The sequence below is a fragment of the Pedobacter arcticus A12 genome (genome assembly GCF_000302595.1).
GTDB lineage: Bacteria > Bacteroidota > Bacteroidia > Sphingobacteriales > Sphingobacteriaceae > Pseudopedobacter > Pseudopedobacter arcticus.
On record NZ_JH947128.1, the window covers coordinates 254,311 to 270,332 of the forward strand.

10 protein-coding genes are annotated in these 16,022 nt (G+C 37.7%); 1 reads left to right on the forward strand and 9 read right to left on the reverse strand.

What is annotated here, in order from left to right; translation table 11 throughout:
* Position 1: 1 nt before the first annotated feature.
* The 6 genes from B176_RS0117045 to B176_RS0117070 form a co-directional block, all read right to left on the reverse strand.
* Positions 2–1,537 (reverse strand): sialidase family protein, encoded by a 1,536-nt coding sequence (locus tag B176_RS0117045; RefSeq protein WP_161603040.1) that lies wholly within the window; start codon positions 1,535–1,537, stop codon positions 2–4.
* Positions 1,538–1,571: 34 nt separating this feature from the next.
* Positions 1,572–2,804 (reverse strand): MFS transporter, encoded by a 1,233-nt coding sequence (locus B176_RS0117050; protein WP_017260048.1) that lies wholly within the window; start codon positions 2,802–2,804, stop codon positions 1,572–1,574.
* On the reverse strand, positions 2,801–3,877 hold the full coding sequence (locus B176_RS0117055) for a Kelch repeat-containing protein (protein WP_154648029.1): 1,077 nt from the start codon (positions 3,875–3,877) through the stop codon (positions 2,801–2,803). The genes B176_RS0117050 and B176_RS0117055 overlap by 4 nt, the downstream gene beginning before the upstream one ends.
* Before the next feature lie 138 nt (positions 3,878–4,015).
* Complete coding sequence (locus B176_RS0117060) at positions 4,016–4,966, reverse strand: dihydrodipicolinate synthase family protein (protein WP_017260050.1); 951 nt, start codon at positions 4,964–4,966, stop codon at positions 4,016–4,018.
* An 84-nt stretch (positions 4,967–5,050) separates the two neighbouring features.
* A complete protein-coding gene (gene nanU / locus B176_RS0117065; protein WP_017260051.1) occupies positions 5,051–6,589 on the reverse strand; it encodes a SusD family outer membrane lipoprotein NanU in 1,539 nt (512 codons plus the stop codon).
* An 18-nt stretch (positions 6,590–6,607) separates the two neighbouring features.
* Complete coding sequence (locus B176_RS0117070) at positions 6,608–9,907, reverse strand: SusC/RagA family TonB-linked outer membrane protein (protein WP_026063416.1); 3,300 nt, start codon at positions 9,905–9,907, stop codon at positions 6,608–6,610.
* A 166-nt stretch (positions 9,908–10,073) separates the two neighbouring features.
* Between B176_RS0117070 and B176_RS0117075 the strand changes: the two genes are divergently transcribed.
* Entirely contained in the window at positions 10,074–10,769 is a 696-nt protein-coding gene (locus B176_RS0117075; protein WP_017260053.1) for a FadR/GntR family transcriptional regulator, read from the forward strand.
* Positions 10,770–10,932: 163 nt separating this feature from the next.
* Here B176_RS0117075 and B176_RS0117080 read toward each other — a convergent pair whose 3' ends face one another.
* From B176_RS0117080 to B176_RS20465, 3 genes are all read right to left on the reverse strand, one after another.
* Positions 10,933–13,167 (reverse strand): alginate lyase family protein, encoded by a 2,235-nt coding sequence (locus B176_RS0117080; protein ID WP_017260054.1) that lies wholly within the window; start codon positions 13,165–13,167, stop codon positions 10,933–10,935.
* Between the two features lie 77 nt (positions 13,168–13,244).
* On the reverse strand, positions 13,245–14,357 hold the full coding sequence (locus B176_RS19885; protein ID WP_017260055.1) for an SGNH/GDSL hydrolase family protein: 1,113 nt from the start codon (positions 14,355–14,357) through the stop codon (positions 13,245–13,247).
* A gap of 157 nt (positions 14,358–14,514) precedes the next feature.
* Entirely contained in the window at positions 14,515–15,993 is a 1,479-nt protein-coding gene (locus tag B176_RS20465) for a T9SS type A sorting domain-containing protein (protein ID WP_017260056.1), read from the reverse strand.
* Positions 15,994–16,022: the final 29 nt, after the last annotated feature.

A 16,022-nucleotide genomic window follows, 5' to 3' on the forward strand; every position in this document is an offset into this window, starting at 1 on the left:
TTTATCTAACAATTTCATTGACGGGAATCCGAACAAAATAAAGGTCTTTTACGCCTTCATAAAACAGGCCAATAGTATTATTATCTATTTTTGTAAGCGCCGAATAGCCAAAAGACTTTCGCTCATCAATTAACAGTTGGTTTTTAGCTAACCAGCTTTCTGCCAAATCCAAACTTGCTTTTATCGTGAAATTATTTCTTTCGGATGAACTATTGTTGTTTCCAAAAAAAACCACTTCCTTTTGCTTTCCGTTAACATCCATACCTGCCTTAATAAAGCTGGCCATACAAACTGGATCTGGCAACGCACTGTAAGATGTATAATGTTCCACCCATGTTTTCCCCATATCTACTGTGGTGGCCACGCTTCTAAAAGCACCCCGATTATCTCGCATGTTAAGCATCAACACCCCGGGCTGAGTTTCTATCACTTGACTCTCTGTGGTTTTAGATTTAGGTCCGTCTTCTGTTTTCCAGGTAATTCCATGGTCTTCGCTATAAACAATATTAGAGTAGGGAACGGATTTACCATCCCAGTATTGGGCTGCAAAAACTATTTTACCATCCTGCATGGCAATCCCATTACCTGGTCCATTAAAGAAAATGTTCCAAGCTGGGTTCTTCACTTGTGCGGTTATACTCTTCGGTGCAGACCACGTTAAACCATCATCCTCACTGCTCACCAATACAAACTGACCCGTTACATCTTCCGATAAACCCGGTTTCGAACCGGCAATAGACCTATTTCCTTTACTCCACAGTGCAGCAACCCATATTTTATTTGTAACCGGATCAAATAGTATTGCAGGATCACCTACACCGTTATTTGTATGAGGTTCGCCCATGTCCATAATCACCTTCATAGGTTCCCAACTCTTGCCACCATCAACGCTTCTATTCAGTCCCACATCAATGTTTCCAGGTAAATCAACAGCGCTTTGATAGCGGATATCATAAACAGCAATCAAAGTTTGCTTATCTGTGGTAATAATTCCCGGTATCCGAAAAGTATTTACGCCTTCATCATTGGCTTTTCTAACTGCAATACCCAGTCGCTTAACGTAGCTATCACTGTTTTCCGTTACTGCATACTTTTTTGAATTTGCACCTTGTAGGCCTTTTACATGAAATTCTACTTTAGCATCGATATCCGCATTTTCCTTTAATTTAGCACTAAACCAGATGTAATGTATGCCAGGTTTAAGCGTAATTGTAACCGGTATATTAAATGAAGGGGATACTGGAGAAATAGACGCTAACTTATCTTGATCAGAGAACTGTGAATCTTTACCAGTCGAATAAACTTCGATTCGCTCAATTGCTTTAATACCAGCTACATTAAGTTTGCAAAACATGTTTTCAAGCTTTATTGTGTGTCTTTTTTTAGAAACACAAACCTCAATCCTCAATAGCTGGTTTGTAGCTAACCCTTTAATTAGCGGAACCACTGGAGATATGGATGTTACTTTAATGTTTTCTGATGCAATAACAGGTAGTGTACAGGCTATTAACCCAAGCACAATAAGCTTTCTCAGCATTTTAAAAGTTTTAAGCCTCATGATCTTTAAATTTTTAAGCTTCTTCAAAATTGTTGAATTTTGGACGCAAGAAGTACAATTGAATAATTACAGCAAAAAGAACGATAATGGAAAGCATCGCGAAATCGTTCCCTAAATGACCAGCATCTGTAGACTTACCTAACAAATCTGTGATGAATGCACCTGCAAAAACTCCAGTCATATTCATAACACCATAGGCGGTTGCCCTATGTTTTGCAGATACAAACTGACAAAGTATGGGCATATTATTGGCATCAAACATTCCATAACCAAAACCGAAACAAAAAGCGGCCCCAACAATATTTAACAAGGAATGCCCCATACCCATCAACAGCAACGATGGTATGGTTAAAATTAAGCCAATGGCACTGGTGTAAACCCTACCTTTAATATTTGTTTGCACCCATCTGTCGGACAAAATCCCTCCAAAAATGACCCCTAAAAAAGATGACGTTGCCACGGTAATGGTAGAGATTGGCCCGGCCATTGCCATATCAATATTTAAATTACTGGCAAATAAAGTTGGTAACCAATTTTTAGTGGCCCAACCCGGTAGGCTTGGAATAGTGAAATAGATTAATATTACCCAAAACGATATATTGCTGAACAATAGTGCCAGTCCTTTAAAAATGGAAGGTTTGATTTTAACAGCAATACCTTTTGCTTCAACAATAATTTTTTTCTCTTTTAGGAATAAGATTAGAATAAACGCATAAACAATCCCGACAAGGCCGAAGGAATGGAATGCCGACTGCCACGAGAACTTTGATGCAATTGTTGCTCCAAATCCACCTAAAGCCTGTCCGAAATAAAGCCCCGTCATATGAATTCCAATAGCTAAAGAACGTGTTTTTGAACTATGATAGTCGGCAATTAAAGATAAGCCAGCTGGAATATAAAGCGCTTCACTAACGCCCATTAACGCCCTAAGCCAATAGATTTGGTTAAATGTAGTGGCATAACCCATTAAAAAGGTTACTAAAGACCAAACCATCAAACTTCCAACAATAAGCCATTTCCGGTTTAATTTATCGGCTATAATCCCCGAAATGGGACTCATTAAACCATAAATCCACAGAAAAACGGCCATTAAATATCCAAAGTTTGTTGCAGATTTCAACTCGGAAATATCCATCTGCATAGCGGGTTTCATGGTAGATAGCATTTGCCGATCCATATAGTTCAGCATCGCTACAAACCAAAGTAGGGCAACAACTACCCATGCGTATCTTTTGGTATCTTTCATCTTACTATTTTGCCAACAAGTATATTTGGGGTTCGTACCCCTGCTTTTACCTCTCCTCCGGCTATTATAATTTCATTCTGAAAAAGAACAGCTTGGGTTGTTACCGTTCCGTAAGGAAGTATATTTTTCAATATTGTCCAAGAATTATTACTAGGACTGTACCGTAGGATCTCTTTACTAAAACCCGGATGGTTAGCTTGTACCCAAACCTTTTTAGTATTTAGTATTTCCTTTTTTAAGTAATCCTTTTCTTGGGCGATATCTGCAATGAGCTGTTCCGTTTGATGAAAGGTTTCTCCTTTATCTCCACTAAAGAGGAACAATTCACTTCCAAGTGTTATTCCTGCAGATGCAGCCAAAGGATAAGGCAAACTTTCTTTTGTTGACCAAACTTGGTTCTCAAAATCAAAGGCGTACACATTTTTATAGATTGTGCTGGTATCACCAACATTGCTTTTGCGCCCGCCTATTAAAAACATCTCTGTTTTGTCTTTAGCTACAGCGCTGAGTAGAACAGCATGCGAAACGGGTTGAGGAAGCTTTGGCAAATTTTTCCATCCCAAATTTGGGTCTTTAAGATTTAAAGCTAAAAACTGGTTACTTACTTCGTTTTCTGTTTCGCCCCCAACCAGATATACGATGTGATCAATAATAGTAAGAGCAGCGTTGCTCGAAGCTTTTGGTAAGTCTGGCAAATACTCAATTTCAATTTTACTATCTTTCGCTTGCCATTTCAAAAGCAATACCTTTTTAGTTTTACCATTTCCATTTTCCCCTCCTGCAACTACTAGTCCTTCATTACAGCTTCCCACGGCACTATAAGCGAGTTGATAAGGTAATTTCACTTTGTTATTAAGACGAATTAATTTCTCCTTGTTTCTTTCTAAACAATAAACAAAAACATCATCATAGTAGGCTTTTTTTCCACCCATCCAAGGTTCTTTGTCTGGAAAATTAGTCCCTCCTGCCACTATAAAGGCATCATTATGACATCCAGAAATTGCTCCAGCCAATCCCAATGATGTTAGCTGATGCCCGGACGATGGAATGTTAGTAGATATACTCCAGCTCATATTTTTAACATGTTGATTTTGGGCCATTAATACTGTAAATGGAATAATTGTGGTTAGAAAGGCGATGTATAGTTTTATCATTCTCATTAAACGTAGCAGTACACACGAAAGAACAATCTTTCGTACCAACCCTCTAAATTACACTGTAATTAAAGATTTATCAGCAGGGTTTATTGATTTAAATTTTGAAAAACCTAGATTCGCTACATCATTTTTAAACAAAATAAACTGAGCAGCGTCCATATTCTTAACTGGTAATCTAAATTCGCCACAGTCAATACCTACCAGCTTCATATAGGCTTTCCCAGTTGCTATACCACCGTACTTACCCAGTAAGCGGATAAAATCAATCGATTTTTGCTGTAATGCTACTGCCGTTTTTAGATCATTAGCGTCAAAGGCGGCTATGAGTTGATGGTATAGTGGTGTAAAATAATTAAAGGTACTGCCCACTGCACCCTTGGCTCCTAAAACCAGTGCCGAAAGCATATTTTCATCACGCCCCCACAACATATCATATTTGTTGTTTTTGAAATTCATACAGGAAAGAAAGTCCATAAAGTCTTCATGGGTGTACTTAATTCCCGCAAAATTCGGAATCATTTCATCAACTTCTCCCAACAGATCAATCATATCAACACTTGCCCCAGTTAATACCGGAATATGATAATAATAAAATGGCATTTTAGGAACTTCAGCAGCGATTTCTGCACACATACTTGCCAATATTTTAGCGTTTGAAGGTTTAAAGTAAGACGGTGAAGTAAAAGATACCCCATATAAACCAATACTTTCCGCATGTTTGGCTAAAACTTTGCAATCCGCAATACAGGTTCCTCCAAGCAACGTCATCACCCTAAAATCGGGATCTTTATTTGTAGCATTTGCCCAGGCTTCAGCGATGGTCATTTTCTCTTCCTTGGTTAAAGAGACACCTTCACCAGTAGACCCGCATATAAAAGCACCTTTCACTCCATTAGTTTTCAAAAGTTGGTAGTATGTAGGGATAATAGATGGATTGATTTCACCTTTGCTATTCAACGGTGTAAAAGGAGCTGCAATTAGCCCGTGTAAATGCTGAAAATTCATGTATTGTAATTATATATTTGTGGTAATTAAAATCAAAAAGCTGTTATCGTAATTGTAATAACTACGATAACAGCTTGTAGCTCATTAAAACGGTGGGTATCCGTCTGTTTGTTTCAATAATCTATTATTCGTAAGTGTTGCTCTATCAATTGGCCAAAATAATTTGTACGACGTAGCAGTAGTAAGAGAAGTATTTGCATAAACATAACTATCACCCATCCTTCTTAAATCGTACCAGCGTTTACCTTCTCCAATAAATTCCAAAAATCTTTCTTTTAGAATTGCTTCATTTGGATTAACGTCAATCGCTTGGGTAGGATAACCTAAAGTCAAAGCATTGTAATTCGACCCGTACGCCCTTGCTCTAACTAAATTAATTTCTGTTGATGGATCTTGTGACAACATCACCTTTGCTTCGGCTAACAGTAGTAGTAAATCAGCATAACGATAAATAGGAAAGTCATTGGTATAAGCTCGACTACCCGCACTCTGTTCTCCCACATATTTTTTAAGAAATGCACCTGCAATAATGTAGTTAGCACCGGACTTCGAATACGCAGCTTGGATGGTTAAGTTTTTCCGAGAGTCCGAATCGTTGAACTTTTCGTAGGTAGCAATTTTAGTTGGAATACGCAGTAGTCCCCCATAATTATCTGTAACAACATCAAATTTTCTTGGTACTGCAGCATCGTAAAAATTAACGATAAGGCCTGTTTGCGGAACATAATTACCTATAAAGCTCAAAGTAGCTTCATCTATTTTATTTTTTGATGCAAAAATAATTTCGCTATTGTCTTTATTGGTAGTTGAAAAAACATTAGCAAAATTCGAAACCAATGATAAGCTGGTGTTTAATTGAATATCTGTTAATGCAGTTTTCGCGATGGTTGCATCTGCTGTTCCTCCACCACGGTGAGCGGTCCACAAATACACTTCAGCTTTTAGCATTTGAGTAGCCGATTTACTCCAAACTCCCTTTTTATCCTTTGTACTGAAAGCATAATTTGTTCCATAATTTGTATTGGATAAATCAATATCAGCTTTGATCAGCGTCATTACAGCAGGTAAATCTGAGGCTGCTTTTGCTAAGGTTTCAATGTCAATAGAAAAAATCGGTTCAGTCTGGATAATTACTTTGCCCCATGTTCTGTATAACTGAAAATAGTAAAAAGCTCTGAGACCGTATGCCATCCCTAAGAACTCGCTCTTTTTCGCATCCGATAAAATGGAAGTTGCATTTACTTTGTTGATCAGCAGGTTAATTTGATTGATATTACTGTAAAACTGACCAAAGTCACTCACGCCAGAATTATCAATATCTATAGTTTGCAACCACATTTTCTCTACTCCCTGCGTAGCTTCTCCGGTAAAAGCCGATGTAGAACCAGGATCTGTACCAAAAACATCTGAGCGTAGTTCCCCTAAATACTGAAAATTTGTATTGTGTGAGCGAAACCGATTATATATACCATATGCAAATGCATCGAATTGATCTGCGCTTTGCCAGTAACTTGCGTCACCTAAACTACTTATGGGCTTTAGGTCTAAACTATTTTTACACCCTGCTAATAACATGGCTGTTAAGCCGATAAAACATAGTATGTTTTTTATATTTTTTTTCATAATCTTGAGTATAATTGGTTAAAAACCTACTTGTATTCCCATCACAAAGGTTCGTGGAGTTGGATAGGTACCACCATAAATACCATTGATAACTCTTATGTTATCGCTATTTACCGTAGTTGGTGGCTCTGGAGACGGCCCTGAAAACTTAGTAATGTAAAATAAGTTACTACCTGTTACATATACCTTTGAATTTGAAAGAATTTTTGATTTGCTCATGAGGCTTTTAGGGAAGTCATAAGAAATGGTTAACTCTCGCATACACAGATAATCTCCTTTTTCATAAAAGCGTGAATTATTTCCATTCAAGAATGGCGACGCATTATTTGCTCTTGTATAGTTTTGTTTTGATCCATTTACCTGATCGGCATAATAAACTTTAGGAATATCTGTATTTGTATTGGTAGGAGACCAAGCATTTGCTTGTAAAGTAACATAATTTAAGGTTCCTTGGAAGTTCCCTAAAGTTCTTGCTAAAAGATCATTATAAATGGTATGACCTAGCGCAAAATCCCAACGGTTAAACACACTAAAGCCTTTATAAGATGCGTTTAAATTAAACCCTCCTGTCCATTTTGGGTATATATTACCTAAATAAACCTGATCTTTTGTATCAATAATATCGTCTTTATTTACATCTAACCAATTTACATCTCCTGGCGTGATTCTTCCATTAGCTCCCACAGGTAAATTTGGACCGGTAATTCTACCGATAAGATCCTGTCTATTGTTTGCAATAGCTATAACATCTGCCGCGTCCTTAAAAATAGAAACTTGTCTAAAGCCGTAAATATCGCCAATCGTACCTCCTTCTTGTAAGCCGCCTACCCAAATTGGATTACCTGTTGACGGATCATAAACTTGTAAACCCCCTTGTCTGTTATTTTCATTTCCGTTATAAGGAAGTTTTAAAATTTTATTTTTAACAAAAGCAGCGGTAGCACCGGCACCTACTCTCCAATCTCCAGATTTTAGAATAACTGCATTTACACCGAGTTCTAATCCTTTATTTTGAAAATTCCCTAAATTGGTTCTAAAACTAGAGAAACCAGTATAACCAGGTAGATTTAAATTTGTCAACAAGTCACTCGTTTCTTTGTTATAATAATCGAAAATGAAAGTAACCCGATCGTTAAGTAGACCTAAATCAAGTCCAAAATCCGTTGTTTTACTTTTCTCCCATCTTAAACCCCCATTGATAATTCCAGTGTTTAGGAAGCCTGCATTCCCGTTATAATTAGTCTGGAGGCCATAAACCCCTTGTACTTCATATCGGGAAAGGCCAGCGATATTTCCGTTTTGACCATAACTGATACGTGGTTTTAAACTTGAAACATATTTACTGATTGTAGAATTTTCAAAAAATTCTTCACGATGTATGTTCCACCCAGCAGAAACACCTGGAAAAAATCCGGCCCGGTTACCGGCTGCCAAATTAGATACTGCATCTAGTCTGAAAACGGCAGTAAACAAATATTTCTCATCAAAATCATAGGCTAGGCGCCCTAAAGCAGAATTAATTTTATATTGAGAAGCACTGGTGTAATTACCACCAGCTGCAAAGGTTGTTGAAGCATTTGCAGTAGGAATATCATCAGTAGGTGCATTTTGCCCTTGTACTTGTGCGTTGTAAGATTTTACGTTAAATAACTCTCCACCACCCATCACATTCAAATTGTGCTTGCCAAATGATTTGGTATAATTTAAAATAGCATTGTACTGCGTTTGAAAGTCTTGTTCGAAAAGACTGGTTGAGGCTCTAGAAAAACTGCCACCAGAGTTTGCGAAAATCTGAGCGTAACTTTGAGTAGATTTTTGGAATGATCGGTTTAATCTTTCTTTTAAGTAAGCATTTCCGGTAGCTTTTAAGTATAAACCAGGAATAATATCCCATTTAACACTCGCATTCGCTACAACTCTATTTGTTCCATCTGAACGGTCAACCCTACTTAACCAATACAATGGATTTCCATCACTTATCCCGTTACCGGGATTGGGAAGCGTTTTCGCTTCATCACGCCACGGATTAAATGTTGGCCAAATTGCCAGATTACGATATAAAGTATTTGCTTCACTGCCAAGAACCCCAGTATTATTAGCTGTTGACAAAGTTAAAGCAGAGCTAACCTCTACATTAGGCTTTACTTTATATGAACCATTAACATCACCTGTATATCTTTTGTATTTAGAACCTACAATAACACCATCTTCATTGAAAGCGTCAAAAGAAGCGAAATACTTCCCTTTATCATTACCGCCACTTGCATTTACATAATGGTCTTTTGTATAAGTATTTCTAAAAACAATATCATGGATTTCTCCTCCATGGTCTTTATACATAATTTGACCACCGTAAGGATCATCTACAATTTCCCAACCTGCCGGCAGTACGGTTGTTCCCGCAACATAGCTTTTAATATCAAAAGTTGCTAAATCTGCTGCGTTTGTAGATAAGCCTAAACCTCTAGAACTGTTAGCCTGTGCCAATGTTCTTCCTGCATTCAAATAGCCTAAACGCGTATAATAGATAAAATCTTTCGCATGCATATAATCGTACCCTTTCCGTTCCGCATTATACCCTCCAGTAAATTTGTAGGAAATTTGAGAGCTACCCAGCTTACCACTTTTGGTGGTTATCAAAATAACGCCATTATTTGCCCTTGTACCATAAATAGCTGTAGCAGAAGCATCTTTAAGAACATCTATAGATTCGATATTTTCGGAGGAAATATCATTTAATGGCCTAATCACTCCATCTACTATCACTAAAGGACCTTGGGGACTATTAATAGATGCTCCTCCACGAAGTGTTAAAAAGAAATCCGCCCCTGGCTGTCCAGATGTGGTAACTACTTGTAAGCCTGCTATTGAGCCTTGCAATGCGGAACCAATATTTGATCTCGGTGTACTAGCTAACACTTCCTTGTCTAATTTTGAAACTGCATTGGTTAGGCTTCTCCTGCTCTGCGTACCGTAACCCACAACTACTACTTCACTTAAACGTTCATTACTTTCGTTCAACAAAACACCTATTGTTGTGGATTTCCCCACCACTACTTCCTTTTTTTCAAATCCGGTAGAACTAAATATAAGTACATCCCCAGCTTTAGCAATAATGGCAAATTTTCCATCTACATCTGTAGATGTTCCTACGTTTGTTCCTTTAATTTTAATTGCTGTACCGGGAATGCCACCTCCCGTAGCATCGGTTACGGTACCTTTGATGGTACCATTTTGTGAAAAGGCTGAGAGCGCAATTAAGCAAACAGCCATGCTGAGCCATACAGCCCTAGCAAATGTTTGGTAATTTTTTTTCATATCTGGTTTAATTTAGTTGGTTTCACATTATGTTATACATAATGTTAAACAAAGTAAATAGTTTTATTGCTTATTTGCAAATACTTAGTCACTTTTTTTATCTAAAAACTAGACAGTTAACCTATATTTGCCTTCAACGGCATTTGGAAGCGATTAAAATACAACAATGGGAATCATTAACAGTTTAAAACAATTAGACACAAGTTCTTTAGTGGACAGGGTAGAAGACAAACTTGTTCAGCTTTTACAGGAACGAAAACTTAACGTCGGTGATAGCATCCCTACAGAGTTGGAGCTATGTGCAGCATTAGGCGTAAGTAGAACGGTTGTGCGTGAAGCAATGTTGAGGCTAAGGATGATGGGGCTGATTGAGTCCAAGAAAAAGAGAGGCGCAGTGATTACGAGTCCCGATTTATTTGGAATTCTCGCCAAGAGCATGAATCCACATATTTTGGATCAAGGAACGTTACGAGAAATTTTTGAAATAAGACTCGTTCTAGAAATTGGCATGGCTGATTTTTTGTTTAAACGTATTACACCCGAAGATTTGGCTGAACTTCGAGAAATTGTAGAAAAGGATTTGGATTCTTCACAAGATCATATTTTCAATATTGATTATGAAGTTGCTTTTCATGGAAAGCTTTATGACATTACAGGTAATGAAACGCTTAAAAAGTTCCAAAGTCTATTACTACCTATATTCGATTTTGTACATAACAGTGGGCTGCTTAAAAAGCAAAAAGAAGTTTACGAGTTTGTATCGCACAAGGAACTTCTACATATATTAGAAACGGGTACACCAGAGCTTTTTAGAAACGCCATGAGAAAACATCTCGAAAATCATTTCAGTCGATTATTTTAAAACTGATTTGTTAACTAAATTACTCTTTGATATAGTTTACGTTACAGCCTAGAGAGAACAAAATCCCGCAAGCATTGCTTGTTACAAATATATTCTATTTCTTTTTAATAATGGACAAAATAGCTTGCAGTAGCCATTTCCACAGACACGTTTTAACCTACATTTATTTTATTTCAACGATATCCTTTGTACCTTTCACAATCAACTTTAATCTTCCTTTAGTTGTTAAACCAGTTCCAGAAATTTCATTTCCTGATGCTTTTTGAGCAATGAAAGATAGTTTCAAGCCATCAATTGTTGTTAATTTTCCTCCAATCCCACCATTTACAACTACAGATTCTACTACATTAGCGGCTATCGACCCTTTACTTCCCGCAATGATAAAATAAGCTTGCGCTGTAGCTCCAGCAATCTTTTGACTAACTACTCCCGTCGGTAACGGTAGATTTTTCTGACTAGTGACATCAAAAATCCAACCTCTTCGGAATGGTTCATTTTGAGCACTTATTACAGCTGTACCTAAATTTACACCACCTTTAGCGAAAGGCAAGATATGGAGATCGGAATTCTGACCCTTCACAATCAAAGAGCTACCTACTTTCTGAACTTGTTTTTGGCTTTGAAATAAAGCTTCATACAAATGGCTATTGCTGTCTTTTGGTTCTATCCAATCTAATATCAGCCATATCCCTGGCTTGATAAATAAGATATCTCTTTGGTGCGATATTTCCAATAGAGGTTCTGGGTTTTGTATGTGCAGATACTTATAGTCCGCATATCCATTATTGTAAACTGCACTTAAAAAGTCATACTTATCATTACTGACCCACAAAGCATCATTAGGCTTTTTATTTTCATATAAATGTCTGTTTCCATATCGATATTGACTTAGCCCATCGGGGCTAAGCGTATTGTGGGCTACTGATGAAAGGTAATACTTTCGCCAAATATCTTTCGAGTTGTAGGTGTAAAAGCCCGGATCTACAAGGAAAAGTTCACCATTTGCAAACAGCTCAAAGCTCAGTTTATCCTCATGCTGATGCGCCAGACCATAGGGTCCCGCCTTTATCGCCATGTAGTTATCTTCTTTATTCCATCCGGAGCGCATTATATAATAACCTGCCCAGTCGAAAGACACAGAGGTATAATCAGGTTTTACGCCCTTAGCCCTATCGGTTCCAAACCACTGAAGTATATTCTGGTCACCTGTCAGAGTAGCGATGCTGTTTACCTGTCTACGTATTGTTTGTTTATTATCTTGCGTCTGCACCATTTCGTTAAATGCAGGTATTGTACCGTCGGGTCTAGAAAAATCGACAAGAAATTTTGCCATCGCCTTCAATTTTTCCGTAAATTCAGGTAGTGGTTTTGTACCAGATTTCTCCGAAACAGTCATAAACTTTGCAAAAGTGGCCATTACTCCTTGATGGTATCTCGGACAGAGCTCTTTCTCAACCCCATCTGGATAAACCACATAATTCATTTGATCCAAACCTCTCTTTAAAGCCCAGTTTGCCCACTCCTTCGTTTTTTTAAATTCCGGTAGCGATACTGAAACCTTTTGAAGCACTTCAGCATCAGCAACACCCATATTGTGATAGGTTAGATAGGGATACTTCTCCATCCGCAAAAGATGATTATAGATGCCCTGCATGATAACTACAAAGTCTTCGCTTTTCAAATTTGGTGAATCAATTATGGAAAAAAGAGAATAAACGGTAGTGCTGATTCTAGATGAAACAGACAACTTGCTATACATCAAACGGTCAAACTCGGATGGTATAATATTATCTTCGTTTTTCTCTTTAAGTGGTACCGGAAATTTTTCAATAAAATCACGCATCAAATAAACAAGTTCTATTGCAAAGCGTTCGTCTGTGGTAGAAGCGTATGCACCCGCTAAAATTGGCAAGCCTCTAAACCGAACTGTATTTACCACCCATTCGGGATTTAGCGGAACACCATTTTTCCCAGTTGGATTGTATAGCCAATCGAAATCTTCGTTAAAAGTGTGTTTAACACCTTGAAAAAAGTATGTTCTTTGGAGCAAATTTTCAGAAAGCTCTCTTGCATCCTTACTTTGTGGACGATTAGAAATATTAAAAATATCTGTAGCTAAAGTTTTATGCTTTTTATAATACTTTAGCAATTCAACACCAGCTTGTTTATAGTTTTTTGTATCAACTGCCTTTTTCACATGCCTAAGATCGGATATCGTATAATCGATACTGTTGTAAAAATCTTCAAGGGAGGTAGAAAAAATTGGATAATTATATACAGGCTTTGCTTCAGAAGTATGTATTTTTATTGCTGTACGCCCAGTCACCTGGGTTAACGTTAAGCATGAAACAGCAATTGCCATTAGCAGGATAAATCCTAGTTTTGTTGATTTAGTCATTGATGATGAAGAAAAATTATCTCTAATTCAGCTTTTGTTATTAATTACGCATTAATGCTGATGAAAACTAGTGAGCTTTATTTAAGCAACGGTTTAAGTAGCTTCTCAAATGCATTCGCATATTTTAACATCCCCATATCTGTGGGATGGGTTCCATCAACGGAATCATTCATATCAAACCCTATATCAGCATAGGTTAAATAATACACATTTTTAACTCCTTTTGATTTCAACTCTTTATAACTGTCCTGTAATTCTTTGTTCATAGCGGCTAATCCCCTCGCTCTTGCAGAAGTAAACCTACCTTCCGTATAGTGCGGCTGTTCAACCACTACAATTGGCGTATTGGGATGCTTTGCCCTAAGCGTGATTACAGCGTCTGTATGTTTTGATTTAATATTTTTAATATCAGCACCCATATTTGCCACACAGTCTATTATGAATATTTTTGCATCCTTTTCTGCCATTAAATCAATAATTTCCTTCTCTAACTTTCCGTTACCAGAAAATCCTAAGTTTACAACGGGCGTGTGCAGTTTACGAGAAAGTATATTAGTCCACGCCATGCCTGGCCTTGATGCACAGCCGCCTTGTGTAATGGAAGTACCGTAAGTGATAATAGGCTTCTCGTCCGTGACTGGGATAAATTTGAATCCACTTCCTTCAGGCACACCAATTTCCAACCATTTTACCCCATTATACAATGGTAGAAACAAGTGAAATTTCCTGCCTGATTTATATTGATCTTTATCTAAATCAAGACTTGCATAGCTATAAGTTATCGTATCTTTAAAGTCAGCCTTTCCATTTGCCCAAGCCCAAGACCCGTCTTTATTTTCGGCGAACAAATCTACCCCAGACACACCCGTAGCTGGGAAATGGTTCATTGCATATTTTTTTTTAGTGGTCACGTACCGGATAATTATTTGTTCGGCAGTTGTATTGAAAACTAATTCCAACCCTGCGGCAGTGCGAGATAAGTTCCAAACTTCTGGTCTCACCGTATTTTCCATCTTGCTTGGCAACCTATCATAAAATGATTTTATTTCTTTGTCGCTCCAACCTTGATTATGCACTGTTGGATATTTCTCGGTAGCAGGATTATGCCACTTTATCTCCGTTTTTTGGGCTATAGCATTACTAACTAAAAATAGCATTGCTAATAGCAATTGCAGGCTGAACTTATTCATTCGTTGATTTAATTTACAAATAATATACTACATTTTATTCTTCTGTTCTACGATAGCATTGAGAGATATACTTTCCTTAAAATTTCTTCTCCTTTAAGAAAATTATAGCGTTACCCTAAAAGAGAAACACTATAAATATCTTGAGCTAAAAAGACAGTTAGTCCTCAGCAATAAATTTCACAGTTTGAGAGCGGTTTCCAACAACTAAATGGACTAAGTAAACTCCAGACTTAAGATTAAGATTTCCTAAATCAACTTTTGTATAGCCTGCGCCCAATTCCGCGGGTATGGTACGCAAAATATCGCCTAAAATATTCGCTACTTTTACGCTTCCACGGCCGGCTGTGGCTGAATGAATGGAGGCTACCAGATTATTTGTCTCTTTATAAACAACAAATCCGTCTTTTACCAAGTCGGTAGTTACGGCCCGCACTTCAGATTCAGTAGAAGTACCATTAAAATCAACTTGTCTTAATTGATAATAGTTAGTGCCAGAAGCAGGCTTATAGTCTGTATAGGAGTAATTTTTAACATCGTTAGAATTACCCGCCCCAGAAACCTGTTCAATTGTTTGGAATTCTTTCCCTGTAGACGAACGCAAGATATCGAAATGAGCGTTGTTTTTCTCTGATGCCGTAGTCCAGTTCAGTTTCACTGCATCGTTCTGTTTTTTTGCTGTGAAGGAACTTAAAACAATCGGTAAGGTAGTTACCGCATAATCGAAGCGGATATTGCTAAAAGTTACAGTGGATGTTGGCGTAGTAGCATCCCCACTTAAATGACTGAATCCAAAAGCATTGATTACTTTGTTTACTGGAACTTCCGTTTTACCGCCTATGGCTGCTGGAAAATTTACAGCTCCTGCAACATCTAGTTGCACTCCGTCAATCCAAACATGGTATGCCTTGGAAGGGATAGTTATTGTATTGGTTCCATAAGTATACTCTTGTTCTGCAACAGAATTATTCATAAAAACCTCCAGTTCGTGATTTCTACCTAAAACAAATGCATCGCTTTTAACATCCGGGTATGTTGTACCTGTTGTACCACTACCTGTTGGATTGTTTCTTCCTATCAGTTTGATACCTGTTGCACCATACAATATTCCCAATGCAGCAAAAATATCTGCATTTGTACCACTAGACAAATTACTATTACTTGTAAAGACCCCCGATGAAGTAAACCCATCGGTATTTCCCAGCATTAAACGTATCAAACCCTTTGTTCCAGAATCACCAAACTTTAAGGTTGTCGAAAATCTGGATATTTCTGTGGCACCTGCAGCATCAATAAGAGATAATTTATTGGGCCCACCATTTGCAATCAACACTTCTAGACCAGTTGGATTTGGAAAAGGGACAAGTTTATAACCGCCATTGAATTCCGCAGCACCAGAGTACCGCAAGTACGCTGTACCCGAAGATGGCGCTGGCATCCAACCCAGTGACGCTGTTGTTACGGTTTCTTTATATCCATCCGTAGGTATTGGCTCCAAAGAAGCAGGTTGTCCTGGTGCCCTATTTCCACTAAAGTCGTATACATAATTAGTTCCAGCGTTTTCCCAATTTACAAACTGAGAATGTGCTTGTATAGCGCCCATCGTGAACGCTACCGCAAGTAGTAGTGTTTTTTTCATAATTATTGTTTTTAGTTATCGTATGATTA